29 protein-coding genes are annotated in these 26,528 nt (G+C 42.4%); 8 read left to right on the forward strand and 21 right to left on the reverse strand.

What is annotated here, in order from left to right:
* Positions 1–110 precede the first annotated feature (110 nt).
* Positions 111–1,436, forward strand: a complete 1,326-nt coding sequence (locus ACP69X_RS08015) for an APC family permease (RefSeq protein WP_426052569.1) — start codon at positions 111–113, stop codon at positions 1,434–1,436.
* A gap of 13 nt (positions 1,437–1,449) precedes the next feature.
* Here the strand turns inward: ACP69X_RS08015 and ACP69X_RS08020 are convergent, their stop codons facing one another.
* The 18 genes from ACP69X_RS08020 to ggt form a co-directional block, all read right to left on the reverse strand.
* The gene (locus tag ACP69X_RS08020; protein ID WP_024426788.1) at positions 1,450–1,779 is read right to left on the reverse strand and encodes a hypothetical protein; all 330 of its coding nucleotides are present in this window, start codon (positions 1,777–1,779) and stop codon (positions 1,450–1,452) included.
* Positions 1,780–1,842: 63 nt separating this feature from the next.
* On the reverse strand, positions 1,843–2,799 hold the full coding sequence (locus ACP69X_RS08025; RefSeq protein ID WP_041085080.1) for a sugar-binding transcriptional regulator: 957 nt from the start codon (positions 2,797–2,799) through the stop codon (positions 1,843–1,845).
* A gap of 93 nt (positions 2,800–2,892) precedes the next feature.
* Positions 2,893–3,678 (reverse strand): SDR family NAD(P)-dependent oxidoreductase, encoded by a 786-nt coding sequence (locus ACP69X_RS08030; RefSeq protein WP_041085081.1) that lies wholly within the window; start codon positions 3,676–3,678, stop codon positions 2,893–2,895.
* Complete coding sequence (locus ACP69X_RS08035) at positions 3,656–4,351, reverse strand: SDR family NAD(P)-dependent oxidoreductase (RefSeq protein WP_041085082.1); 696 nt, start codon at positions 4,349–4,351, stop codon at positions 3,656–3,658. The genes ACP69X_RS08030 and ACP69X_RS08035 overlap by 23 nt, the downstream gene beginning before the upstream one ends.
* A gap of 31 nt (positions 4,352–4,382) precedes the next feature.
* Positions 4,383–5,765, reverse strand: a complete 1,383-nt coding sequence (gene lpdA / locus ACP69X_RS08040; RefSeq protein ID WP_426052570.1) for a dihydrolipoyl dehydrogenase — start codon at positions 5,763–5,765, stop codon at positions 4,383–4,385.
* Positions 5,766–5,777: 12 nt separating this feature from the next.
* Positions 5,778–7,088, reverse strand: coding sequence for a dihydrolipoamide acetyltransferase family protein (locus tag ACP69X_RS08045; RefSeq protein ID WP_426052571.1), 1,311 nt, complete (start codon positions 7,086–7,088; stop codon positions 5,778–5,780).
* 17 nt (positions 7,089–7,105) lie between these two features.
* Complete coding sequence (locus tag ACP69X_RS08050) at positions 7,106–8,086, reverse strand: alpha-ketoacid dehydrogenase subunit beta (protein ID WP_034281944.1); 981 nt, start codon at positions 8,084–8,086, stop codon at positions 7,106–7,108.
* A gap of 31 nt (positions 8,087–8,117) precedes the next feature.
* Positions 8,118–9,101 (reverse strand): pyruvate dehydrogenase (acetyl-transferring) E1 component subunit alpha, encoded by a 984-nt coding sequence (gene pdhA, locus ACP69X_RS08055; protein WP_039177954.1) that lies wholly within the window; start codon positions 9,099–9,101, stop codon positions 8,118–8,120.
* A 180-nt stretch (positions 9,102–9,281) separates the two neighbouring features.
* Positions 9,282–10,313, reverse strand: coding sequence for an alcohol dehydrogenase catalytic domain-containing protein (locus ACP69X_RS08060; RefSeq protein ID WP_426052572.1), 1,032 nt, complete (start codon positions 10,311–10,313; stop codon positions 9,282–9,284).
* On the reverse strand, positions 10,310–10,756 hold the full coding sequence (locus ACP69X_RS08065; RefSeq protein ID WP_041085086.1) for a hypothetical protein: 447 nt from the start codon (positions 10,754–10,756) through the stop codon (positions 10,310–10,312). Before ACP69X_RS08065 ends, ACP69X_RS08060 begins: the two co-directional genes overlap by 4 nt.
* A gap of 61 nt (positions 10,757–10,817) precedes the next feature.
* Complete coding sequence (locus ACP69X_RS08070) at positions 10,818–11,096, reverse strand: PTS sugar transporter subunit IIB (RefSeq protein ID WP_003212259.1); 279 nt, start codon at positions 11,094–11,096, stop codon at positions 10,818–10,820.
* Positions 11,097–11,115: 19 nt separating this feature from the next.
* The gene (locus ACP69X_RS08075; RefSeq protein ID WP_025093457.1) at positions 11,116–12,489 is read right to left on the reverse strand and encodes a PTS galactitol transporter subunit IIC; all 1,374 of its coding nucleotides are present in this window, start codon (positions 12,487–12,489) and stop codon (positions 11,116–11,118) included.
* Between the two features lie 53 nt (positions 12,490–12,542).
* Positions 12,543–13,010: a PTS sugar transporter subunit IIA gene (locus tag ACP69X_RS08080; protein ID WP_426052573.1), complete on the reverse strand. Its 468-nt coding sequence runs from the start codon at positions 13,008–13,010 to the stop codon at positions 12,543–12,545.
* Positions 13,011–13,249: 239 nt separating this feature from the next.
* Positions 13,250–13,981 carry a sulfate/molybdate ABC transporter ATP-binding protein gene (locus tag ACP69X_RS08085; protein ID WP_426052574.1) on the reverse strand — a complete coding sequence of 244 codons (732 nt, stop codon included), beginning with the start codon at positions 13,979–13,981 and terminating at the stop codon, positions 13,250–13,252.
* Between the two features lie 15 nt (positions 13,982–13,996).
* Complete coding sequence (gene cysW, locus ACP69X_RS08090; protein ID WP_423359157.1) at positions 13,997–14,866, reverse strand: sulfate ABC transporter permease subunit CysW; 870 nt, start codon at positions 14,864–14,866, stop codon at positions 13,997–13,999.
* A 5-nt stretch (positions 14,867–14,871) separates the two neighbouring features.
* The gene (gene cysT, locus ACP69X_RS08095) at positions 14,872–15,717 is read right to left on the reverse strand and encodes a sulfate ABC transporter permease subunit CysT (RefSeq protein WP_426052575.1); all 846 of its coding nucleotides are present in this window, start codon (positions 15,715–15,717) and stop codon (positions 14,872–14,874) included.
* Positions 15,718–15,728: 11 nt separating this feature from the next.
* Entirely contained in the window at positions 15,729–16,763 is a 1,035-nt protein-coding gene (locus tag ACP69X_RS08100; RefSeq protein WP_426052576.1) for a sulfate ABC transporter substrate-binding protein, read from the reverse strand.
* A 260-nt stretch (positions 16,764–17,023) separates the two neighbouring features.
* Positions 17,024–18,775, reverse strand: coding sequence for a gamma-glutamyltransferase (ggt, locus tag ACP69X_RS08105; protein ID WP_411242308.1), 1,752 nt, complete (start codon positions 18,773–18,775; stop codon positions 17,024–17,026).
* 227 nt (positions 18,776–19,002) lie between these two features.
* Here ggt and ACP69X_RS08110 point away from each other — a divergent pair, with 227 nt between their 5' ends.
* The 5 genes from ACP69X_RS08110 to ACP69X_RS08130 all read left to right on the forward strand — a co-directional run bounded on the left by ACP69X_RS08110 (position 19,003) and on the right by ACP69X_RS08130 (position 22,361).
* Positions 19,003–19,461: an ASCH domain-containing protein gene (locus ACP69X_RS08110; RefSeq protein ID WP_073980066.1), complete on the forward strand. Its 459-nt coding sequence runs from the start codon at positions 19,003–19,005 to the stop codon at positions 19,459–19,461.
* A 206-nt stretch (positions 19,462–19,667) separates the two neighbouring features.
* Entirely contained in the window at positions 19,668–20,285 is a 618-nt protein-coding gene (locus ACP69X_RS08115) for a DUF47 domain-containing protein (RefSeq protein WP_024426775.1), read from the forward strand.
* Between the two features lie 15 nt (positions 20,286–20,300).
* On the forward strand, positions 20,301–21,299 hold the full coding sequence (locus tag ACP69X_RS08120; protein ID WP_017359158.1) for an inorganic phosphate transporter: 999 nt from the start codon (positions 20,301–20,303) through the stop codon (positions 21,297–21,299).
* Positions 21,300–21,445: 146 nt separating this feature from the next.
* Positions 21,446–22,216, forward strand: a complete 771-nt coding sequence (locus ACP69X_RS08125) for a type II toxin-antitoxin system SpoIISA family toxin (protein WP_265193463.1) — start codon at positions 21,446–21,448, stop codon at positions 22,214–22,216.
* A complete protein-coding gene (locus ACP69X_RS08130) occupies positions 22,191–22,361 on the forward strand; it encodes a type II toxin-antitoxin system SpoIISB family antitoxin (protein WP_008358858.1) in 171 nt (56 codons plus the stop codon). The genes ACP69X_RS08125 and ACP69X_RS08130 overlap by 26 nt, the downstream gene beginning before the upstream one ends.
* Before the next feature lie 218 nt (positions 22,362–22,579).
* Here the strand turns inward: ACP69X_RS08130 and ACP69X_RS08135 are convergent, their stop codons facing one another.
* Positions 22,580–23,479: an N-acetylmuramoyl-L-alanine amidase gene (locus tag ACP69X_RS08135; protein WP_041085092.1), complete on the reverse strand. Its 900-nt coding sequence runs from the start codon at positions 23,477–23,479 to the stop codon at positions 22,580–22,582.
* 309 nt (positions 23,480–23,788) lie between these two features.
* Here ACP69X_RS08135 and ACP69X_RS08140 point away from each other — a divergent pair, with 309 nt between their 5' ends.
* Positions 23,789–24,337 carry an ImmA/IrrE family metallo-endopeptidase gene (locus ACP69X_RS08140; RefSeq protein WP_073980064.1) on the forward strand — a complete coding sequence of 183 codons (549 nt, stop codon included), beginning with the start codon at positions 23,789–23,791 and terminating at the stop codon, positions 24,335–24,337.
* 26 nt (positions 24,338–24,363) lie between these two features.
* On the opposite strand, the gene ACP69X_RS08145 is transcribed toward ACP69X_RS08140, so the two are convergent.
* Complete coding sequence (locus tag ACP69X_RS08145; RefSeq protein WP_041085094.1) at positions 24,364–24,987, reverse strand: poly-gamma-glutamate hydrolase family protein; 624 nt, start codon at positions 24,985–24,987, stop codon at positions 24,364–24,366.
* 242 nt (positions 24,988–25,229) lie between these two features.
* Between ACP69X_RS08145 and ACP69X_RS08150 the strand changes: the two genes are divergently transcribed.
* Positions 25,230–25,601, forward strand: coding sequence for a DUF5412 domain-containing protein (locus tag ACP69X_RS08150; RefSeq protein ID WP_039177928.1), 372 nt, complete (start codon positions 25,230–25,232; stop codon positions 25,599–25,601).
* 36 nt (positions 25,602–25,637) lie between these two features.
* On the opposite strand, the gene ACP69X_RS08155 is transcribed toward ACP69X_RS08150, so the two are convergent.
* Positions 25,638–26,462 carry a methyl-accepting chemotaxis protein gene (locus ACP69X_RS08155; RefSeq protein WP_041085096.1) on the reverse strand — a complete coding sequence of 275 codons (825 nt, stop codon included), beginning with the start codon at positions 26,460–26,462 and terminating at the stop codon, positions 25,638–25,640.
* Positions 26,463–26,528: the final 66 nt, after the last annotated feature.

Consider the following 26,528-nt stretch of genomic DNA (forward strand, 5'->3'; position numbering starts at 1 on the left):
AATACGAAAATCAGAAAATTTTTTTAATTCTTGTTTTCCTAAAATCGTATTACAATGAACAAAATACATGTCACAGTAACGTACGAAAGTGATGCAGGAGGTCGTGTGTAATGAACAAAGTACAACCAGCGTTAAAACAAGACATCGGCTTATTTTTCGCCCTATCTCTTGTCATCGGGACCATTATCGGATCAGGCGTCTTTATGAAGCCAGGCAACGTCCTTTCCTATTCAGGGAGCTCAGACATCGCATTATTCGCTTGGCTGTTAGGTGGAATCTTAACACTTGCAGGCGGACTGACAGTCGCTGAAATTGGTACACAAATCCCGAGAACCGGCGGTTTGTACGCCTATCTTGAAGAAGTGTATGGTGAATTTTGGGGCTACTTATGCGGCTGGGTGCAGATTATTATTTACGGACCCGCCATCATTGGTGCACTTGGTCTTTATTTTGGTTCATTATTAGCCAATTTATTTTCCCTTTCGGCTTTGTGGTCTACAACGATCGGCATTATCACCGTTTTATTTTTATGTATCATCAACATCATGGGAACAAAATACGGCGGATTTGTTCAGGGGCTGACCACTATTGGAAAGCTTGTCCCAATTGCCGCTATAATTGTGTTTGGCATATGGAAGGGTAACGAAAACATCTTGATGGCTGTCAACGATAGTATCGCTCAAATGAACTTCGGTGCAGCGATTTTGGCTACGTTATTTGCTTATGATGGCTGGATTTTACTTGCTGCGCTTGGAGGAGAAATGAAAAACCCTGAGAAACTGCTTCCTCGTGCGATGGCAGGCGGAATTTTAATTGTGACGGCTTGTTATCTCTTTATAAATGTCGCACTTTTGCACGTGCTGCCAGCTGATCAAATCGTCCAGCTAGGTGAAAATGCGACGAGCACTGCTGCTACCATGCTCTTTGGACCAATTGGCGGGAAAATCATTAGTATTGGGATCATCATCAGCATCTTTGGCTGTTTGAACGGAAAGGTTCTTTCATTCCCTCGTGTGATTTTTGCGATGGCAGAACGAAAGCAGATTCCTTTCGCCAACGCGATTTCCCGTATTCACCCTACGTTTAAAACACCTTGGATCGCTGTATTTGTGCAAATTTTGATCGCCATTGTGTTTATGATCGTCAGTAATCCCGAGAAGCTGTCTGAAGTATCGATTTTCATGATTTACATCTTTTATGTCATGGCCTTTTTCGCCGTCTTTAAGCTGAGAAAACAAAACAGCGGAATGAAGCGTGCGTACAGTGTACCACTTTACCCACTGACACCAATCATTGCGATTATCGGTTCATTATTCGTCTTAATCAGCACCATGATCACCGATTGGAAAAGCTGCCTGATCTCCATGTTGATCGGAATGGCTGGACTGCCTATTTATTATTATATGAAAAAAACACAAAATAAAGCAGAGCACTAAGCAGTGCTCTGCTTTATTTTTTATATTGTTTGATTACTTTGTATGATTCGTTTAAATATCTCATGAGCCGGTATGGCTTACTAAGCACGCGGATTGGGAGCCTTGAGATAAATCCATTCAGGTTCGACTTATATTCCTGCGTGATCCGCTTTGGCTTTGTCGCTATTTTTTCGTATACTTCTTTGTAAAATTCCTTCATGATGTCGACTTGCACACTGATCTTTTGATGACACTCTGTACACTCAACGCTTTTCATCTGATCATTCACATAAACGATGCTGTGGAGGGTCTCTTCTTGGCACCGAGTACAATGTAGGTTTGCTTCCATTTCGGTTTTCTTCAAGATACACAGCTCCTTTCTCGTTTGATGTTGCTCTTGTTATACCATTCGAACGCTGCAAGCCTTTTATTGCACGGATGCTTCCTTTAAAATGGCTGCCGCCGTTAGTTCGTCTGTCACCAGTACTTGGATGAAGCCGCCATTTAAAGCCCCTAAAATACTTTCAGCTTTATGGGTTCCTTCTACAACAGCGATGACCGTCTTGACGCCCTTTAATTGTTCCAGCGATAAGCCTATGACCTTTTGATTCAGTTCATCTTGAACAGGTTTTCCTTCTCCATCAAAGAAACGAAAACCAATATCACCGACAGCGCCTGATTGCCTTAAACCAGATAAATCCTCTTCTTTTAAATAACCGACTGTTTTTAAAGTCGACCCTTTATGCGGGTTGCCAATACCGATGAGAGCAATATCCACATTTCTGCCTTCTTCAAGCACAGCTTCTATGTCCTGCATCGCCATAAGCCGTTCTTTTAATTCCTCTGTTTCTAAAATCGCAGGAGCATATAAATAGGAACACGTGCCGTTCATTTTCTTTGCCAGCTCGTATGCCAGCTGATTGGCATGAATGTCGACCGCCTGCCTGCCCATTCCGCCCTCTAAAGGAATAACCTTCACATCATTTCTTCGTTCAAACGGATATTCTTTGACGAGCTCAGCAAGTGTTGTCCCCCATGAAATCCCGATTTTCTCCGCATTTTTCATGTTTTTAGACAAATAATAGGCACCTGCTTGACCGACTGCCCGCTTCACCATCTCAGACATTGTCCCAACACTTGGGACAACGACCGCATCTGTTAATTGAAAGGTTGTTTCCAGCTGCTTTTCAAGTTCCACTGTATGAATGCTTTCATCTTTAATGTACACTTCAACGATTCCCACATCTTTTGCTTTTTGTAAGAGCTTTGAAATGACTGGTCTTGAGACATTGAGCTTTTTTGCAATTTCTTGCTGCGTCCACCCGTCTGTATAATAAAGATGAGCAACTTTGACGAGCTGTCGTCTTTCTTCCCAATTCAGCATGTGACATCATCCTTTTAATATACTATGATTACCAGTATACCAAACATTCGTTTCCAATTGGAACAATTGTTATGAAAATAACAAAAAGAGCGATTAACTCTCCGCTCTTTTTCCCTCAGTATATTTCGGTTGATACGTTCTCCCACCGTCTAACAGGATAATTTGTCCGTGCAAATAACTCCCCTCGCGACGTGTGAGAAATAAAGCGAGTCCTGCGATATCCTCAGGCTTACCTAATCTTCCAATGGGAATAAGTGATTGCAGCTGCCGTTTCTCCTCTACAGTTGGATAGAGCGTATCAAGCATTTGAGATTCAATTACGCGGGGGGCAATCACATTGATGCGTATATGATGGGAGCCTAGTTCCTTTACGAGCGATCGCATCAATCCAAAAGCACCTGCTTTTGATGCATAATATTGAATACCGCCGCCTGAGCCGGTGATGGCCGATCCCGATCCAATAATGACAACACTGCCTTCCTGACGCTCACACATATAGGGGGCCAACGCTTTAATGCAATAGTAAAGACCATATAAGTTCACAGCCAGTGTCTTTTTCCAAAGTGAAAAATCGACTTCTAAAAAAGGCAGAGATTTTGTCATTCCTGCTGAATACACAAGATGAGCAATACCGCCCAGCTCCCTTTCAGCTGCTGATATCATTTGCTGAACACTTTCCCACGATGAAACGTCAGCTTGAAATATCAGCAGCTGAGGATACTGTGTCTTTAAGAGCGAAAGCCCCTTTTCATCTATATCTGACACAGCAACTAGCTGTCCTTCTTTTAAAAAACGCTCAGCTATTTCTTTTCCGATCCCTTGTGCTCCGCCAACGATGAGAACTGGTTTTTGATCATTAGCCAGCGCTCTCACCCCCATCAAGCATAATCGCCACGCCATCTGTAAATGCACCATAGGATGTACTGAGAAACACCGTCATATGGGCCACAGTCTCCTTGATTTGCTCTGTATCAGGAACCAAATGGAGAGGAGGCGGCAGCAGCGCAAGCACCCGGATGCCTTTGTCTTTAAATTCTCTCGCTAACCCTTTTGTCATGGCATTCAGCATAGAATTCGAAGTAGCATGCGAGATCCCGCCATCTCCTGTGATACTGCCTGATGACGATATATTAATGATGCAGCCTTGCTTCTGATCAACCATATGCCATACGGCAGCCTGACTGGAAAGAAAGACGGTATTCACAGCCGATTCCACTTCATCTACCCACCCATCAGGGCTGACGTCATCAAGCTCTGCGCCTGCTCCTTGCTCTGCTTGATTGACCAAAATATCCAGTTTACCGCATGTATCAATCACTTGCCTCAGCATCCGTGTCGCATCACGCGGCGTTTCCAGCGGGTTCTGAATAATACTCGCTTGACCGCCCATTTTTTGAATGTCTTCACGAATGGTTTTAGCCTTTGATTCATCATGAAACGTGTGTAAAAAAACATGTGCACCTGCCCGGGCTAAAGCCAGGCAGATGGCTTCTCCAAATCCATCTGTGCTACCTGTCACAAGTGCCGCTTTCTGATGAAGCTGGACGTGCACACGTATCTCCTCCCTATCCCTTGTTTGGCCATTATTTTCTCAGCTTACTCACGATATCAAGTGCTGCTTCATAAAAACCTTCTGAGATGGTCGGATGCGGATGAATCATTTTCGCCATCTCTTCTGCTGTTCCTTCTAAATACATAAAGGAGGAAGCTTCTGAAATCATCTCTGTGACGTGCGGGCCAACCATCGTCGCGCCAATCACTTCACCATAGGCTGTATCGTATACCAATTTAATAAAGCCTGTTTGCTCACCTGCCGCTAGTGCTTTACCGCTTGCCGCTAAATCAAATCGTTCTGCCCGCACGTTAAGTCCTTTGGCTTTTGCCTCTTTCTCAGTCAGACCGACACTTGCTACCTCTGGTAATGTATAAATACATCTAGGCATGATATCAGCATTCATTTTTTCAGACACACCGCAAATATTACTGACCGCAACAGCTGCCTCTGCCATCGCTGCATGAGCCAGTTGATAGCCGCCAGCAACATCTCCAACTGCATAGACACCTTCAACGCTTGTCTGCATCTTGTCGTTCACCTTGATAAAAGGACCATCCAGCTGCAGGTCAAGCTGGCTGACAGCAGAAACAGTAGGTCTTCTTCCTACACAAACAAGCAATCTTTCAGCCGTAAAGATATGCGTCTCCCCTTTATCGTCTGATGCATGAACCGCTTTGACTCCTTCACTTTCCGTTACCTCTGTCACAGTGGTTTTCTTCGCGATATGGATGCCTTTTTTCTTTAATTCTCTTTCTAGCAGCTTAGATGCTTCCTCATCCTCTTGCGGAATAATGGACGGAGCTGCTTCAATAATCGTGACTTTTGATTGAAGGCTCTGGAAGATACAAGCCAGCTCAAGTCCAATGACACCGCCGCCAATGATGACGACAGAAGCAGGAATATCTGGGATGTCAAAGATCGTATCACTTGTGTCAAATTGAATGTCTTTAAGGCCGGGTATTGGCGGAATGGCAGGTGAAGATCCAGTGGCAATCATGAGCTCTTTCGTTTCAATCGATTCTGAACCGTCTTGTTTTTCAATCTCAATCTGGTGTCTTGTCACAGCTGTACCTCTGCCGTTATATACATCAATCTTTCCTTGCTTTAATAAAAAGGCAATTCCGCCTCTGAGCTTTTCAATGACGTCGTCTTTGCGCTTTCTCATTTTATCGAAGGAAAGGACCAAATTACCTGTTTCAATTCCCCAGCTTTTCGCCTTCTCAATTGATTCAATGACTTCTGCATGTTTAAGCAGTGTCTTTGAAGGAATGCAGCCCCGATTTAAACAAGTACCGCCAAGAAAATCCTCTTCAATCAATGCGACCTTCCGTCCACGCTCAGCTGCTTGAAGGGCGGCAGTATACCCGCCAGGCCCTCCGCCAATGACTGTCAGATCATACGTTTTCGTCATCCGATTCATCTCCTACATTAGCAATTCAAATGGTTGTTCAAGCACTTTTTTAAGGTCTGTTAAAAAGGCAGCAGCTGGTGCGCCATCTACCACTCGGTGATCAAACGATAAACTAACGCCCATCATCGGCCGCACCTGAATTTCTCCATCTACCACAACAGGTTTTTCTTGAATGCGCCCAACGCCTAAGATCGCCACTTCTGGCTGATTAATAATCGGGGTAAAGGTATCAATGGCATACATACCTAAGTTACTAATGGTAAAAGTGGACCCTTTCAGCTGGTCTGGCAGCAGTTTTTGGTCACGTGCGTTTCGGCCGATTTCTTTCGCCTCTTTTGTCAGCTGTTTTAATCCTTTTTGGTTCGCATGAGAAATGACTGGAACCATTAAGCCATCTTTTACAGCGACAGCGAGACCAATGTGCACATCATCATGGAAATGGAGCTCATTTTGTTCAAACGTCATATTGATATGCGGGTGGCGCGTGAGTACATTGCTGACCGCATGAATGATAATTTCTGTGAACGACAGTCTGTAGCCTGTCTCTTTTTCAATCGCTGGCAATAGCTGTTTGCGTACTTCTTTTGCTTTTGTCATATCGATTTCACTTGTTACTGTCACGTGAGGTGCTGTAAAGGCACTTTGTGACATGCGATCAGCGATCACTTTTCTCATGCCAGCTAGTTTTTGTGTTTTCACTGGAGAAGACTCAGCTGTTTTTACAGCTGCTGCCGTTACATCACTCTTCATAATTTTTCCGTGCGCACCAGATCCAGCAACATTCGCTAAATCGATTCCTTCACGAGCAGCCACTTTCTCTGCTAGAGGTGACACGCGCTGATCTTTCTCATTAGAGTGGACAGCCGCCTCGACGTCCCGCTTTTGAACTCTGCCTTTAGGTCCTGTGCCAGATACCTCATGAATCGCTACATGATGATCCTTTGCCGTTTTTCTCGCCGCAGGTGTGGCACGCACTTTTTCATTAGGTGTTTTTGGGGCTTCAGTAGAACTAGATGAAGCCGATTCGCTGCTGCCGGATGAATCTTCATCTGATTGTGCTGGCGGTTCGCTTGGCACCTGTTCATTTGCCTCTCCGATGTATCCAATGACAGCATTGACTGGAATTTGATCATCGGCTTCATAATATTTTTTTAGAAATATACCATCATCATAGGCTTCCACCTCGATATTGATCTTGTCTGTCATAATTTCAAAAAGAGGCTCACCGATTTCAACCGAATCTCCTTCTTCTTTAAACCATTGAAGCAAGGTGCCGACTTCCATCGTACTGCTTAGCTTCGGCATAAATATCTCTTTTGGCATGATCTTCTCCCCTTTACTTAAGAGCGCACAAGCTCTTTTGCTGCTTCAATAATATCTGGCACTTGTGGAATGACCGCTTTTTCCAGCGTCGGGTTGTATGGTATTGGAACCGCAAGACCGCCAAGTCGTTTAATTGGAGCATCTAAGTAGTCAAAGGCTTCACTTTCCGCTATCATGCTTGCAATCTCTCCGCCATAGCCGCCTCGTTTTACCGCTTCATGAACCACGATACATTTACCTGTTTTCTTCACAGATTCGATAATCGTTTCTTCATCTAATGGGACAAGTGTTCTTGGGTCAATGATTTCAACATCGATTCCCTCTGCTTCTAGTTCCTTCGCCGCTTCTAACGCTTTGTGTACCATAATCGCTGTTGCTACAATCGTGACGTCCTTCCCGCTTCTTTTCACATCTGCTTTTCCTAGAGGAATTGAATATTGCTCTTCAGGCACTTCACCGATTGTTTTATATAAAAGCTTGTGCTCGTAGAAAATGACAGGGTTGTCATCATCCATCGCTGCTTTTAAAAGACCTTTTGCATCATAGGCTGTTGAAGGCTGAACCACTTTGAGTCCTGGAATATGGGCCATCCACGCTTCTAAGCTTTGTGAGTGCTGCGCCGCTGCACCCGTTCCCGATCCTGCTGGCGTTCTTACAACGAGCGGCACCTTCCCTTTTCCTCCAAACATGTATCGCGTTTTGGCTGCTTGGTTCACAAGCTGATCCATTGCGATTGTAATAAAGTCAGAGAATTGAAGTTCTAAAATCGGACGCATACCGGTTAAAGCCGCTCCGACTGCCCCACCTGCGATGGCAGCCTCTGAGATAGGTGTATTGCGAACGCGCTCTGGCCCAAATTCTTCAATCATGCCGCGCGTGACCCCAAAAGCACCTCCATATACGCCAATATCTTCACCTAAAATGAAGACATCTTGGTTTTCTCTCATTTCCTGACTCATAGCCTCTCGAACGGCTTCTAAATATGAAATCTCTCTCACTGTTGTTTTTGTCACGTGATTCCCCTCCTAATTAGGCGTATACATCCTCTAATAGTGTGTCGATTGACGGTTCTTTACTGTTTTTGGCGAATTCTACAGACGCTTCAATTTCCTGCTTCGCTTCTTCCTGTAAGCTTGCTGCCTGCTCTTCTGTCAAAACATTCAGTTCAATCAAGAGAGACTTAAAGCGTTTGATGCCGTCTTTTTGTCTCCACTCTGTCTCTTCTTCACGTGTACGGTATTTTTTCGCATCACTCTTAGAGTGACCCTTCCAGCGGTACGTTTTCATTTCAATAAGTGATGGGCCTTCTCCCGCTCTCGCACGGCTGACTGCTTCATCAACTGTGTTCATAATTTCAACCATGTCATTTCCATCAACTGTTTTCCCTGGCATTCCGTAGCTTTCTGCTCTTGTTGAAATATCTTCAATGTTGATCATTTCTTTCACAGGACCAGACATACCGTACTGGTTGTTTTCACAAATAAACACAACCGGTAAATCCCAAATGGATGCGAGGTTTAAAGCTTCATGGAAGCTGCCTTCATTTGTGGCACCATCTCCGAAGAAACAAAGAACAACAAAGCCTTCCTGCTTCATTTTAGATGTGAGCGCTGCACCTGTTGCCAGCGGGATACCGCCGCCAACAATTCCATTTGCCCCAAGATTTCCTTTTTCTAAGTCCGCGATATGCATGGAGCCGCCTTTTCCTTTACAATAGCCGGTTTCACGTCCAAACAATTCAGCCATCATTTTATTGACCTCGGCCCCTTTTGCAATACAGTGACCATGTCCTCGGTGTGTGCTGACGATCTTATCTTTATCCTTTAACACGGCAATCGATCCAACAGCTGACGCTTCCTGTCCAACACATAAATGAGTGGTGCCATGGATAAGTCCTTTTGCAAAGAATTGATCGACCTTTTCATCAAAATATCTCACTAACCACATTTGTTTATATAAATCTGCTAATTTCTCATGACTAATCTGTTCAGGCAAAGTGATTTGTTTTTGCATTTCTTCTCTCCCCTTTACATTTGTTCTTATGTGTTACATTTGTAATTATCATACGTTTAAGTGTCAGCGAAGTCAAGCATTTCTCTCTCATTTTTAAGCGGTTTCATCTTTTATCAGAAAAAAAGAGAAAGGCAAAGCCCTTTTCCAAAGAACTTCTCTTTCTCTTTTAATCTCATACACTCATTCATCTGGATACATCATGATTTTGACACTCTCACCCTCAGGATGCCTTGCGCATTCTATCGCCTGAAGCAGCTGGCTTAACGGATAACGGTGCGTCACCATCTTTTCAGTGTTGACCACTTTTGCTTTCAGAAGCTCAAGAGCTTCACGATAATGATATGGATGCGATGAATAGGCACCTACTACCTTCACTTCATCATTGAAAAATCGTTCAGCAGGAATGGCCACATCTCCCTTTGGAAAATGAGCAAATACCAAAATTGTCCCGCCTCGCGCTACAGCCTGAAACGCCTCTTTTAAAAGCGCACTGCTCCCAACAGAAATAATAACGAGGTCTGCTCCCTTACCATCTGTTTCTTTCATCACCCGGTTTTCCACTGGCTCAGCGGCTGGATGAAAAGCGGCATCTGCACCTAAACTTCTCGCTTGCAGCAGCCTGTTCTCATTCACATCTGTTATCATCACTTTTCCAGCTAAATAATATTTGGCAAGCTGCAATTGAATACAGCCAATTTGCCCCGCTCCAAGGATCAAGACGGAATCTCCTGGATGAACAGGTGCTCGTTCAAACCCGTGCAGGCAGCAGGCAACCGGTTCTACCATCGCCCCTTGCTCATACGATACGTCTTTTGGAAGCTTGCCCATCGTGTGCTTGACATGCAAAGCAGGTATACGGATATATTCTGAAAACCCACCTGGCTCTACATTTGTGGCTGTAAACTGCGGACACATCGTATAAAACCCCTTTTGACAAAAGTCACAGGTGAAACAAGGCACATGATGCGCCACATATACCCTGTCCCCCGTCTGGACATGTGTCACGCGTGTGCCGGTCTCGACAATATCACCAGCGATTTCATGTCCCAGCACCGTTCCAGGAGGGACTGTCTCATGCGTTGCTTTATAAATATCTGTTCCGCATAAGCCGCAGGCTCGGAGCTTTAACAGAACTTCATCATCACCGATGGCTGGCCGGTCCCGCTCCTCATACCGAATGTCCTCTGAAGAATAAAAGACAGCTGATTTCATGTAGCGGCATCCTCCTTTTCATCACCCTTCGCAAAATCCTGTAACGTTTGCACAAGCTGCTTGTACTCACTCATCTCACTTGATATCCAGTAACGCCCTCCGAATATCCGGGCTGGTCCCACCCTGACATAGACTTTTCCAATATGAGGATATGGCTTTAAAAAAAGCTTTCCTTTAATATCAGAAACAGCATATGTGTGCCATCTGCCAAAAGCCCCTATCTTCAGTTGATCTTCACTAATGACGACATTTGTCGGCTGGTTCAGTCCTGTGATACTAGACAGCATGAGAATCGGCAGTGTATAAACGCCCAGCACAGCTAACGGCTCAGGTCCTGCTGACCATAACGTATAAAGAGACCAGAGAAAAAACAGACAGATGAGCACCGCCGGAAGAAAAATAGACAACACTGCAGATGTTCGGCTATAAGCATGATGCTGCATGAGACTTCCTCCTTTCAAATCACTAGAAGGAGCCGCGAAAGCTCCTCCAGAAAATAGCCCTCTACTTGATATGATCGATGATTTTCTCGATATCATCTTCAATGCCAAATCCAGTTAAAAAGGATAATGTTTGAATCACAGGTGTCCCTTTTGTATCACTCACAGGCGTTGTTGTCACAATTAAATCAGCGCCCTCTGCTTTTTGCGGGACTTCAGATGCCTTACACTGTTCCACCACGACATCATATCCTTTTTCCTTTAACGTCTCTTCTACCTTTTTAGCCACAACCGTTGATGTTGCAACTGCCGTTCCGCATGATACTAATATTTTCTTCGCCATTAGAATCCCTCCAGCTCATTTATTGTTCTTTCTGATCTAAGCCCATTTCTTTTGCATACTGCTTTTTAATATCATTTCGCACCCAGTACCATAGAAGCGCATAAGCCAGAGCACAGATAATCGCTGCAATAAAGTAAGGGTTGCTCGGATCAAGAAGTCTCACCATGATCCAAGGAATGACGTGAGAACCAAGGTCAATACCTGAAATCATGTTTGCCCCTTCTGGGAAATCAAAGCCGACGGCTTTCCCCATGGTTGTTGCAAGTGGTGCAAGGTTCGTTGCGATAAAGAAGACAATCATTAATGTAAAAATACTGTTAATAAGGCCGCGAATAATATTTCCACGAGCGGCTGCTACTGCCCAGACAACTGTAAATGGCAGAACCGATAAGTCAGCAAACGGAAGCATGCCATTGTAAGGCAGAACAACAGCGAGCAAAATCGTAATCGGCACCATTAAAAGGGCTACCGCCATATTCGCTGGATGACCAATAACAATCGCTGTATCTAAACCAATATAGACATTTTTCCCTGGGAAACGCTTTTGAATATAAGAACGAGCGCCCTCAGAGATTGGAATGAGTCCTTCCATTAATAACGCAACCATTCTTGGCATTAAGACAAGAACTGCTGCCATTTGAATCCCGAGTGTCATCACGCCTTTTGCATCATAGCCGCCGAGAAGACCAATAATGATACCAAGTATGAGACCCATCACAAGCGGTTCACCAAAGATACCAAAGCGTTTCTTTAATGTTTCTGGATCAGCATGAATTTTGTTTAAACCAGGAATTTTATCAATGACGCGGTTGGACGCATACATCAGCGGTGCGAAGTTGACCGTTTCAGCATGAGCCATCGATACGCCTTTTAATCCAAAATGGTGTTCGATTGTCGGCGCTGTCCAATCGGCTAATTTAAGCGTGATCGCAGAAACAATCAAGCCAACAGCAAGAGCCAAGAACATATTATGATAAGCGTAGTAAGTAACAGAGGCTGCGAAAATTAAATGCCAGAAGTTCCAAATATCCACATTCAGTGTTTTCGTGAAGTTTACGGACAATAAAATCACATTTAACAAAAGCACAAGAGGAATCATGAGCGGGGCAACAGGTGTACCAAAGGATATGGCAGCGCCAATCGGCCATCCAACATCCAAAATGTCGAGCTTTAGTCCAAGGGAATTAACCATAGCTTTCGCTGCTGGCCCAAGACCGCTCACGAGCAAATTAATGACAAGATTGACACCGACAAATCCAATTCCGATCGTAATACCGGCCCTGAAGGATTTCTTAAAGCCCTGTCTTAAAATCATACCGAAAAGCGTCATAATAATCGGGAGCATAATAGTTGGTCCAAGGTCTAATATAAAATCGACGGCTTGCTTGATCATACATCCACCTCCTGAATTTTTCAGATAAAGCGCTTACATTATTTCATGAATGATTATTGGTTTAGCTCTTGTTGAAGCAAGTGAGCCGCTTCTTCATAAGAGGTCATGTGAGACAGCTTTGTCATCACTTCTTCTTTTCTAAAAAGTGTCATCAGCTTCTCGAGCATCACAAGCTGTTTGCTAGGCTCAGAGATTGCTAGGACAAACACAATTTTGGCTTGCACTGTTTCATCGGGGCTCCCCATCTTATGAAACACGACAGGTTCCTTTAATGTAGCAACACTAATCGCCGGTTTGTTCACATGCTCAGGATCTGTATGCGGAATCGCTACCCCAAAGGCTGCAAGCGGGAGACCTGTAGGATATGTTTTTTCTCTTTCAAGCACTGCAGGTAAAAAGCTCGATTTAATGTACCCTCCAGCTTCTAGCTGCTCTGCTAAATATGTGGTCACCTCCTCTTTCGAAGAAGCTTCGAACTGCAGCTTAATCAGTTGTTCATCTAACTCAAACAAGCTGTTCAAACAACCACCCCTTTCATTTGGTACAAATATGAACACATGTAACAAAAAGAATGAACATTTTAGAATAGAACCTTTTATAAAGCGCTTACAATTATACATTCTAAAAAATGTTCAATGTTGTTACCTTTGTAAAGATATTATAATATTCTAAATTATAAGTCAATGTTCCTAGGGAAATTTTTATAAAAAAAGACGCAGTGATCGCTGCGTCTTTCTCTACTCGCCTTCTATACTTCTTGTTAAATGTGGCTTCCTATATCTAAAAATTCAGACACAAATAGATTGTCTGTCTGTACTGCCATTTCTTCCTTTGTACCAATTTTTTCGATTCTTCCTTCATTCATCACTACGACACGATCAGCAATATCGAATGCTTCTTCTTGATCATGTGTCACAAAAATGGTGGTCATTTGAAAGTCACGATGAACTTTTTTCAGCCAATGCCTTAATTCTTTCCTTACCTTTGTATCAAGAGCACCAAAGGGTTCATCTAAGAGGAGTGCCTTCGGCTGAACGGCAAGTGCGCGCGCCAGTGCTACACGCTGCTTTTGCCCGCCTGACAGCTGATCTGGATACCGCTGCTCATACTGCGTAAGCTGAACAACCTCTAAAAGCTCATGTACCCGCTCTTTGATGTCTTTTTTAGGCAGTCTTTCTCCTCTAGGTTTAATTTTCAGCCCATATGCCACATTATCAAAAACCGTCATATTTCGAAAAAGTGCATATTGCTGAAACACAAAACCGATTTGCCGTTTTCGTACTGGAATGTGTGTGTAATCCTGATCTCCGAATAAAACTTGCCCGTTATTGGCGTAATCAAGACCTGCAATGATTCTTAATAACGTCGTCTTTCCAGAGCCAGATGGTCCTAATAAAGAAATCAATTCACCATTTCTTATCGATAAATCCACGTTTTGCAAAACCTTTGTCTGACCAAATTGTTTTGATATTTGTTTTGCTGTAATCCCCAAGGCCGATCCCTCCATTTATGTTGACCGCTTGCCAAGCCGGTGATCCCTCTGCTGAATGATTTGTTTAATGATTAAAGTAATGACTGCCACAAATGCCATAAGAGACGCCACAGCAAAAGCGGCTTGAAATTGGTACTCATTGTATAAAATTTCGATATGAAGCGGCATCGTATTGGTCATCCCTCGAATATGACCTGATACAACCGACACAGCACCAAATTCACCAATCGCTCTTGCCCCGGCTAAAATAACGCCGTAAAAAAGAGCCCATTTGATATTTGGGAGTGTCACAAGGAAAAAAGTCTTCCATCCGTTTGCACCAAGTGTGAGTGATGCTTCCTCCTCATGAATGCCTTCATGCTGCATAAACGGGATTAATTCTCTAGCAATAAATGGAAATGTAACGAATATGGTTGCTAGAATCATGCCTGGTACAGAATAAATGACTTTCCATCCATTCTCCATAAGCCAAGGTCCTAAAAGCCCGTTTGAACCAAATAAAAGCACAAATACAAGCCCAGCAATCACAGGCGAAACGGCAAACGGGAGGTCAATTACAGTCGTCAACAAACGTTTGCCGCGGAAGTTAAATTTTGTGATAAGCCATGCAGCACTCACTCCGAAGATCATTTGAAGCGGCAAGGTAACGACGACAATGAAAACGGTCAATTTGATCGCCGCTAGTGTATCTGGATGTGAGATGGCCTGAAGGTATGAACTCCACCCTTTCTCAAATGCCTTTGAAAACACGGCGATCAGCGGTATGAGTAAAAATAAAATCAAAAAAGCGTACACCACCGTAATTAATAGGATTTTTACCGTTTTAGATTCGGTTACAGGACTTTTATACTGAACATGATGCCGATGACTAAGCTCTCTCTCCAATGGTTTCACCTCACGTATACTTGTTTTTTCCGCTCAACATACCACTGAATGCCGTGAATCAATAACAGGATGAAAAACGAAAGAAGCAGCATCAAGCACGCAATCGCTGCTGCTCCATGATAATCATACTGTTCAAGCTTGGACATGATCATCAGCGGTGTAATTTCTGTTTTAAACGGAATATTTCCAGCAATAAACACAACAGAGCCATATTCACCTAGCGCTCTTGCAAACGCAAGTGAAAATCCAGTCATCAGCGCAGGAAACAAGGCTGGCAGCAGCACGTGAAAAAAGGTCTGTCTCCTTGTCGCACCAAGAATCGCCGCAGCCTCTTCCACTTCCTGCTGCAGCCCTTCTATCACTGGCTGAACGGTTCGGATAACGAATGGAATGCCGATAAAAATAAGTGCCAAAATAATCCCAATCGGTGTGTATGCCACCTTTAAATGCAGAAATTGACCAATCCACCCATTTGGAGAATAAAGGGTGGTGAGGGCGATACCCGCAACAGCCGTTGGGAGCGCAAAAGGCAAATCAATGAGAGCATCTAAAATTTTCTTTCCGGGAAATGTGTACCTGGCGAGAACCCAGGCAATCAGTACACCAAACCCTGCATTGATGAGAGCAGCTGCAAAGGAAGTCGTCACGGTCAGCTGGAGCGACTTCAATACTCGTGCATCGGTAAACACCTTCCAAATCCCCTCTGCTCCTAATGAAGCCGTCCAAATAAATACCATGGATAAAGGAATGACGACAATCGCACTCACATAAACGAGCGTCACCCCAAGGCTTAGCCCAAATCCAGGCAATATACGTTTTCTTTTATTGGCGGCTGCATGTGTTTTCTTCATCACATCGCCCCCTATTTTTGTCCGCTGTATATTTGATCAAATAAGCCGCCATCATCAAAAAATCTTTTCTGCGCCTTTCTCCACCCGCCAAATGCTTGATCAATCGTCACCATATCAATCTTTTTAAACTGGTCTTTATATTTGTTTAAGACTTCTTGATTTCTAGGACGATAATAGTTTTTCGCCGCAATTTCCTGCCCTTTTTTAGAATATAAATAATCTAAATAAGCCTTTGCCACTTTCTCTGTTCCTTTACGTTTCACATTTTGATCGACGACCGCAACAGACGGCTCTGCTAGAATACTAATCGATGGGGTGACAATCTCAAATTTGTCTTTGCCTAGTTCGTGCTGCGTTAAATAGGCTTCATTTTCCCATGCAATTAACACATCCCCAAGACCGCGTTCAACAAAGGTCGTTGTGGCCCCGCGTGCACCTGAATCAAGGACTTCGACATGTTCATATAGCTTTTTGACAAAATCCTTTGTTTTGTCTTCATTCCCATGAAATGTTTTATCGGCATAGGCCCATGCAGCTAAGTAATTCCATCTCGCACCGCCGGACGTTTTCGGATTTGGTGTAATGATGGACACACCTGGTTTAATCAAGTCGTCCCAGTCTTTAATATTTTTGGGGTTCCCTTTCTTCACAAGAAACACAATGGTGGATGTATACGGAGTTGACTGATTTGGAAATTCTTTTTGCCAATCTTTCGAAAGCAGTCCGCGATCTGCAATCGCATCAATGTCATACCCTAAAGCCAGCGTTGCCACATCTGCCTCGAGTCCATCAATAACCGATCTTCCCTGCTTTCCTGATCCACCGTGAGACTGCTTGATCGTGACATCCTCCCCTGTTTTGTCTTTCCAATACGTCTGAAAGGCTTGATTGTATTCCTGATACAATTCACGTGTAGGATCATACGAAACATTTAACAGCTCAACCTTCCCCTTTTGCTTTGAGGCTTCGTTTGCGTTTGAGCATGCACTCGTCACTGCCAAGACCACTACGATGGTTATAACCGAGATCCATTTCCACTTTTTCACGTTATCCCGCTCCCCTGTTATCAAATAATAGTGACACCAACCTTGCCGTTTCATGCGCAAAAAAGACCCTTAGCCACCTGAAATACATTACAGTCCTGTACTTCAAATTGCCAAGAGCCTTCGGTTGTCCGATCAGCTATGTATGATTGATGTTAGTCTATATATTATTCAAACTATTCACAGGTGTCAACTCTGTTTTTTATTTAAACAAAAAAAGAAACGCCATCTTGCAGAGGCGCTTCTTTTCCCGGGAAATGGTTTTAATCGGCAGATAGCTTTAAATTGACACCAACAGCGGTTCCATTTCTCGAGGAGTCAGCTACTCCAGTAAATGTCCCTGCTTTTCGATCAATGAGTAAGGCTTGCACATTTCCTATATCAATAGGCGAACTGCCAAAACGGTGACCCATGTCATTTAGCTTCGTTCTCACATCAAGGGGAACTCCTACTTCGTAACGATAAGAAGTTGTACTGTTTGTATAAATCCGCGGCTCTTCCACCGCATCCTGAAGCTCCATTTCATATTCAAGCAAGTTCAGGATCGTTTGTGAAACAGAAGCAATAATAGTCGTTCCTCCAGGTGAGCCAACAGTCATGACCGGCTCGTTATCTTTGAATATGATCGTCGGGGTCATACTGGATAATGGACGTTTATTCGGCTGGACTTCATTTGCTCCGCCTGGTCTTGCGTCAAAATCTGTTAGTTCATTGTTTAAGAAAAAGCCATATTCCGGAACAAGAATCCCTGTACCAAATAACTGTTCAATGGTTGTTGTGAATGACACGACATTTCCCCACTGATCGGCAACAGTAAAATGAGTGGTCTCCCCAATGGTTTTATCTTCTGGCTGCGGGACAATCGGGGATGGATTTTTTTCATCCTCATAAGCCCATGGATCTCCTTCTTTCGGGTTTTTGTTCATTTGATCTAATTGAATGAGAGAAGCTCTTTTTGAAATGTAATCATCGTCTAGTAGTCCTTTTAGTGGAACATCTACGAATTCGGGGTCGCCTGCATATGCAGCACGGTCAGCATAGGAGAGATGCATTGTTTCAGCAAGCAGCTGATATTTTTCGAATGATTTGGGGTCATATTGTGATAGATTGAAGTGATCTAGTATTTTGAGTATTTGCAGCATAAACACACCGCCTGAGCTTGGTGGAGGCATACTTGCAAGCTGGTATCCTTTATAGTCCCCCCAGATAGGCTTGTCAGTCTTGACCTCATAACGACCAATGTCATCAGTTGTCATCGTTCCGCCAAAATCTTGGACTGTATTTGCAAGTGCCTTTGCTACTTTTCCTTCATAAAATGCTTTGCTTCCTTTTTTCGCAATGAGCTTAAATGTTTTGGCAAGACCTGGCTGTACAAGCAGATCGCCTTCTTTAAGCGGCTGATCATCTGGAAGAAAGATTGGAGCTGCAGCCGTTTTTTTCAGCTTTCCTTGATGATCTTCAATGGCTTGTGCCAGGACAGAATCGATTTCAAATCCATCCTCTGCAAGCTGAATGGAAGGCTCAATCAATTCCTTCATCGAACGGGTCCCCCACTTATCCAATGCTGCCTCGAGACCTTTTACTGTCCCTGGAACACCAACCGCATTACCGTGTGTAGACCGCTCAGCAAATGGGATGACTTTTCCCTCGTCCGTTAAAAACATGTCAGGTGTTGCGCCCTGTGGTGCTCGTTCTCTACTATTGATGATGGAGGTTTCTTTTGTCTTTCCATCATAAACCATCATAAAACCACCGCCGCCAATTCCAGACATCATTGGCTCTGTCACATTCAGTGCGTACTGGATGGCAACAGCAGCATCCACTGCGTTTCCACCTTTCTTCAATACATCAGCACCTACTTCTGATGCCAGCGGGTGAGCAGTAGCCACCATGCCATCTTTACCAACAGCTACTTTACTCCCATGAGATTCGTTCGCATTGACTTGGCTGACAGGCAGAAAAAACGAGAAAACAAACAGACATATGGACAAAACAGTTAGAGAAATGCGTTTCATGAACAACACCCCTTCCATATTCTTACTTTGACCTTACCGACTTCTTGACCAGAATACAATAGATTATTCTAAAATTTCAAAAATTTTCATCCTATCATCCTACATTTCCCAAATCAAACATTGTTTTTCAAAACATATGACGCACTCAATAATTAGGAATAAAGACACAGAATTTCCAACGACTCAGCTTCAAGGTATAATAAACACATCAAAGAGGGGGAAAAACATTGAACAACAAAAGCAGATTATTTTGGGAAAACTATTGGAAAGAGAAATCAGAAAAAGCACCTGCTGACGCGTTTGTTTCGGCGTGGGCATTCGGATCAGATCCTGATCATTTGCTTGATCTTGTCAAGCAAGGAAAAAAAACAGCCACTTGTTCTGGACACCTGTTTTATGAAAAGGAACAGGAGCCGCTTCCAAAAGCCGGACAATATGCAGTCATTTTAGACAGCCAGGAAGAGCCAAAAGCCATCATTGAAATTACACATGTAGATGTCATGCCAATGAATGAAGTCCCCGTATCATTTGCACAAGCAGAAGGTGAGGGCGATTTATCTTATGACTATTGGTACAGAGAACATAAAGAATTTTTCACAGAAGCACTCCAATCATACGGTTTAGATTTTAAAGAGGATATGCTTCTTGTTTGTGAACGGTTTAAGCTGATTCATTCGGCTTCTTAGGCTATAAGCGGTGCCAAAAATGGCCCGCTTTTTTCGTTGCTTTTCCCCTTTTAGAAAAAGGTGTGTTGAGATCACATCTTTAGGTCAGAATAAGATCAAATAGAAAAAGTGAAGAAATTTTCGACTACACCTGTTTTTTTTCGACAAAAGAATATATAATTATTTGATGTGTGCATTGTCTCATTTATACAATGGAGGGTTTTTACATGTTAAAAAGGAAAAAAGACAAGTTTTCCGTCTTGTTAACGGAAATTGCTAAAAATTTAGATGAAACTGCTGAGTATTTTGTTAGCTATAAAGTAACAAATCAAACCACTCTGAAAGAATTTTCTGACACATTGAAGGAATATGAGACAAAAGGTGATAATCATGTTCATACCATGATTAAAGAGCTGAACAAAGCCTTTATTACACCGATTGAACGTGAAGACATTCTTCAATTGACGAATAGCCTCGATGATGTTTTAGATGGAATTGAGCATTTTTCCGCAACATTAGAAATTTACTCAATTACAAGCTCTGACGAACATATCGACAAATTCAGCCACTACATCAGAGAGTGTGCGAAAGAAATTTTAATCACAATTGATTTACTAGCTGAAAATCGCTTGAAAGATATTCATCCGCACGCAATCAAGATTAAAGAGATTGAACATAATTGTGACAATCTTCATCGTAAATCATTAAAGAACTTGTTTGGAAAAGAAACAGATCCAATTAAGGTGATTCAATACAAAGAAATTTACGAAACACTTGAAGAAATCGCTGATTCCTGTCAAAGTGTTGCCAACAATCTAGAAACAATCATTATGAAGAATGCGTAACGGGGTTAGTTAAACATGGACACATTACTCATCCTTACCATACTTATTGTCATTTGTGCACTTGCTTTTGATTTCATTAACGGGTTCCACGATACAGCAAATGCCATTGCGACTTCAGTTTCAACGAAGGCATTAAAGCCAAGACATGCGATTATCATGGCAGCGTTCATGAACTTCTTAGGAGCAATGACATTTACAGGTGTGGCAAAATCCATTACAAAAGATATCGCAGATCCATTTACACTTCAAAACGGCTCTGTTGTGATCTTAGCTGCTTTAATTGCGGCCATCACATGGAACTTGCTTACTTGGTATTACGGGATTCCGAGTAGTTCTTCACATGCATTAATCGGATCAATTGCAGGAGCGGTTATTGCCTCTGCTGGTTTTGGCGCTTTAAACTATTCGGGATTCATTAAAATCATTCAAGCACTTTTGCTTTCACCTATCCTAGCTTTCGTATTGGGATATATCGTGTATACCATTATCAAAATTATATTTAGAAACAACAATCTCGCAAAAACAAATAAACAATTCCGACGTGTTCAAATTTTAACGGCTGCACTGCAATCGTATACCCATGGAACAAACGATGCGCAAAAAGCGATGGGAATTATTACGATGGCTTTAATTGCAGGTAATTTGCATACAACAGACGACATTCCTTTCTGGGTACAATTCTCTTGTGCACTTGCAATGGGACTCGGTACTTCTATTGGCGGCTGGAAGATTATCAAAACAGTCGGCGGTAAAATTATGAAAATTCGCCCAGTAAACGGAGTATCTGCCGACTTAACGGGTGCAGCTATTATCTTCGGTGCGACGTTTATTCACTTACCTGTTAGTACGACTCACGTGATCTCATCTTCTATTCTAGGTGTAGGTTCTGCACACAGAGTCAAAGGGGTAAACTGGGGTACGGCAAAACGTATGCTTGTCACTTGGGTGATTACATTACCGATTTCAGGAACTCTAGGAGCTCTTATATACTTTGTGTTAAATGCGATTCTTTAATTTCAAAGACCTGTCTGACAGGTCTTTTTTTATTTGTCTGCACACTTAAATATCCTTTCCTCGCAGGACATTTTTTCATGAAGCAGGGTTTCCAATCATATCCATAGAAATAAACAAGTATTCATCTGTCTATGGGAGAGAAGAACATGCTATTATTTTTTCAATTGACTGTTTGGTTATTGCTAGGTGCTCTTGCTGTGTATGTATTTGCGGTATGGCGCTTTGAACAAAAAGTAAAAGAAAAGATGTTTGCCATTCGTAAAACGTGGTATTGGATTTATGTAGCGGGTGCTGTCGTGTACTGGACAAATGACCCTTCTTCTATCTTCACGGATTGGATGCACTACTTGATCATTGCCGTTTTTTTCGCATTAACCGATGCTTTCATCTTTCTTAGCTCCTATATTAAGAAACTCGGAAATCATGAGCTGGAAACCGACACCCATCAACTCCTTGAACAAAATAACGATCTGCTTCATTCTTACCTCAATAAACTAAAAACGTACCAATACCTATTGAAAAATGAACCGATCCATGTATATTATGGAAGTGTAGAGGCATATATAGAGGGAATTGAGCGGCTCATTTATTCTTTTGCCGACAAGATGAATATTCAAGCGGTGCTTTGTCCATACGATACGCAGGAACAAAAAGATGACCTGCTTCGGGCACTTGACCAGCGGGCTCTCATTCAGGCGAAGCTTGACAGGCAGGAAGTATATTACGATGATTTCGGTCATTTGGTGCTCATCCCATTTTCTGTAGCAGATGCTCATTTTGTCATTAAACTCACCTCCGATGAGATTGTCACGGAGTTCGACTATTTATTAATGACATCACTTACAACAATTTATGACCTAATCTTGCCTGACGAAGAGGAAGGTGATGAAGATGGACCACGCACTTCAAGGGGATAACAACAATCGCAAGAAAAACCCTTTTAAGATTTTAAAGAAAAAACGCCATATCAGTATGGCCGATTATAAGGTAAGCCCCCATACTGAGCGAATTTTTAAAAAGAATGAACAGCTTCTGGATGAGTATAAAAACAAAAAGGCTTGATAACACTAAAGGACGCGGAATGAAATCCGCGTCCTGATTCCATTTTTACATAGACTTGCATACAATACACCATACGCTGCAACAATTGAGGTGCCAAAATGAAAAAGAAAATCAAACAACTGAGATATGTTCAGTTTGCCGAATATCAGCCTTCCCCATATACTCGGCGATTAATTGAAAAAAGTGAAACAGCCATCCAATCATACAAACAGAAACACTCACTGATTTAAAAGTTTAAGCAGCTTCTCCTTCGTTTTAGGACCATATACCCCATCACTTATCAGCCCGTTCACCAGCTGAAAGCGTGCCACAGCATTCGCCGTTTTTTCCCCGTAAACACCATCGATGCCTTTATCTGCAGCCGTTTTATCAGGATAAAAATAAACAGCAGCAAGCGCTTTTTGGACGAGGCGTACGTGCTCTCCCTTCGTTAGAGGCGAAGTCACCTTTAAAATCCCATCGGGCAGCTCATACATCATTTTTCCATCATTTCGATAAATTTTGAGAACCTGTCCAATTTGAATTTTGTTCGGGTCGCTAATGTTATTCCACTTCTGAAGATCTTGAACTGTGACGTCATGAGCTTTGGCAATACTCGTTAACGTATCCCCGCTTTTGACAACATACGTGATGACCGTCTCAGGCTCTCCTGCCGTTTCAATTCCTTTTTTAAATTCATCCCATGTAGCGAGAAGCAGACGCGGACATGTTTTTCCAGACCAGTGCTGATGTGTGACCACATTAGCTAGTGGAATGTTATGTTCTTTCAGCAGCTTTTGGATGAGCCATTGCGCATGTTTAACCGCTTGCTGGAAATTCCCATCTTCATTTTCACAAATTTCAATACCGATCGACTTTCGGTTTCCATTTCCATGTCCGTCCCCTGCATGCCAGCCATTTTCATTTAACGGCAGATGCTGAAAGATTTCATGATCATCCACTGTAAAGTGCCAGCTTTCCGCTGTCGTTGGGCGTTTCACATATGCCGCATGACTTTTCGCATCTGCTCCCTTTGACGTGTTTGCTGTGTTATGCACCGTCACATACATCGGTGTCATGGCGTATCCTGGGCGGTTTCCGTTTCCAACTGGAATAAAATCTTGATAAATTTCTACCATGTTCTGCACTCCCTTTTGCTAGATTGAATTGATCTTTCTCATCAATTGGTGGCGTTCGTAAGACAACATGAGTTTGTTTTAGTGATAAGACTATGGTAAAATTTGAATTCAATCACTCATTTTAGTAGTGGAAAACGTAAAAATGAAGAAAAAAACAGGAATTAATTCCATTTTTCCTTGATTTTATGTTAAAATTGTTAAAAATAAGCCGATATTAAAAGTAAGCAATAGCTTCATTAGCTATTTAGTCCTATATGGACTTTTCTTTTACACCAAAAACAGAACATACGTTTGCTTGGAGGTTTTTAAATGACTGGTTTTTTAACCCATTTAGAAGAAGAGATTAAGCGGTTATATGCCAAATTACAAATAAGCGGTCCTGCTTATAGAGACATGCAAAGGATCGCTTCTGAATTTCATGTATGGGTCCACTATGAGGATACTGGCAGCATGATGATCAAACATCAAGGTCTTTACAGTATTATATTAAACAGATCTCTATCGTCAGAGGAACAATGGCAGGATTTTGCCCACGAGCTTTGTCATGTGCTGAAGCATGCAGGCAATCATTTCAAGATGCACAAACTCTTTCGAGAACTGCAAGAGTTTCAGGCTAAACAATTCATGTATCACTTTTGTGTACCGACCTTTATGCTGATGCAAATGAAGCTTCCAAACCTTCGGCATCAAGCCATTTTGCACATTGCGCAAACATTTCACGTCACCTGGGCTTTTGCTGAAAAACGGCTGGCCTTATTCGAACAGCGGAAAGCAGGCATTCGCTTTCAACAAGAGTTTACATCTTATTTAATGAAAGCTGAAAAGGTCGCGGAAAAAGAAGCTGTTTATCAAACGTAAGCCTCTTTGCATAGGGGAACAGACGTTTATTCATACAGGTTTAATACTTGCTTGAGTACATTTGTGTACCGATAAAATTGCTCATTTTGCGTTTCACGGCGATAGCGCCGTCTGAAATCTTGAAAGAATGCTCTTCTTTGCGCCTGACTGATTTCAAGTTGTACACTTTTTCCCGTCAGACATTGATTATTAATATTGTGAGGATGTGTTCCAGAATAACGATCAGATTCAGATAGCAGCACTGCCTGGAAGCCATTAAGCGTTAAACGTTTCACTGTTTCCGCCGCTCTTTCTCTGTCTGTCCCGCCCACTAATGTTTGAAGCATCTCCGTTTCACCGTAGCCATGGAGCGCAAACGTGTAATGATGGGTATGCACTAGAGAAAGGCAGACCGGCTCATCGAAACGTGTGCTTGTAATGTGAAGCACATGATTGCCTTTCACTTTAAGGCCTTCAAATAAATACATAGAATGATCACTTGCGATTTCATGAATGAGCTCACTTACGCCAGATTCAATTCCCCCGGCATGAGGGGACAAAACCAAAAGCTGGTCACCTTTCCGCTCGTGAAGAATTTGATAGTCGATTCCTTCTCTTTCATGAGCGGAAAGCTCTTCATAACTTTGATATGTATCAATGATTTGCGTCATTCCATCTTCCCCATTTCTCTATATGAGCATAAGTCTACTGATCTTAAATTCTTTTGTAAAGGGATTTCGAATGACCTATCGAGATGAAACATCCTTAAAATTTCCTTATCTTTACGGCTATCTGTTGAATTTTGAGAAAAAATGACCGATAATTGAAATGAATAGAACTTTTGGACTATATGAATCTTTTTTCATTCTCTCTCATAAATTAGAAATATTGTGATCTACATCTGGAGGAATTCATGTTAAAAAAGAAAACCACCATCACCCTTGTCATCTTATTCCTTAGCTTCGCTGGCATCATTTACTGGAAATGCTTTTCTCTTCAAGGCGTATCTCACGGAACCTTTATCCGCTCGATGACATCACCTGACGGAACATATATCATCAACACCTATCGACATAGCGGAGGGAAACTAAAGGAGAACGCAGTTAGAGCAGAAATTGAAAACAAACTCACCCACCGAAAGAAAACGATTTACTGGAAATACCCTGATAAAGACCCTCTCATCAAATGGAAAAATGGACAGCTTGTTCAAATTGGGCATGAATTTTTAAATGTGGTAAAGGGAGAAACATACGATTATCGCTTTGATCGGAATAAAAGAAAATAGCGTATTAAAAAAACGAATCCCTCTTGGATTCGTTTTTTACGTTGACATCACATGCTGCATAAATTCTTTCATCTCTTTACTAACCGTAGTCAATCGCTCTACAATTTCACTAAACTCTGTCACAAGTAAAGCCTGTTCTGATGATGAACCTTTCATATGGTCCATACTCTCAAGTAATGTATGTATATTAGAGGAAATCCCTTGCAGTGAGCTTTCAATGTTTTCTGTTGCACGTGAAGTTTCACTTGAAAGTTTTTGAACCTCACTGGCTACAACACTAAAACCAGCCCCCTCTTTTCCTGCCCTGGCTGCTTCGATTGACGCATTCAATCCCAGCAAACTCGTTTGTTTCGAAATGCCTTTAATCATTTTTGTAATATCAGATGTTTTTTTCGAGCTTTCAAGTGTTTGCTGCGTTTGTAAGGTCATTTCCTCACTTGTTGCAGAAAGCTCTTCTGAATGCGCCGCCACGACATGCACCTTTTCTTGAATACTTTGAATGATGTCACTTAATGACTCCATGTACGCTTCAAGCTCTAACTGATTTTTGAGTGGAAAACCTAAAGCTAATGCACCAATTACTTGTTGATTTTCATCTATAATAGGCATGCACATTGAATTTAATGGCGTTCCATACACCGATTCAGGCAAAGATATATTTGATGTCTCACCTCTCAGCGCCTTTTTCAGATTTAGATCATCTGGTTTAATGAGTTCGCCAGCCCGAATTTGAAAATCAAGATCTTTCGATGGCAAATAAAGCAAAAATTTCTCTCGATCAGTGACGCCCAGCGTCACTTCATTTTTTAAAATCTGCATGATATAAGGTGCTGCTGTTACAATGCTCTGTAGTATATCCAATTTCTCTACCCCCTTATTAAGTTTATCGGTCGTTCTACTTAAATTAGTAGTTGTTTTTTAAAAAAA

The sequence above is a fragment of the Bacillus sp. DC4300-2b2 genome (assembly GCF_049895685.1).
Taxonomy (GTDB): Bacteria; Bacillota; Bacilli; order Bacillales; family Bacillaceae; genus Bacillus; species Bacillus safensis.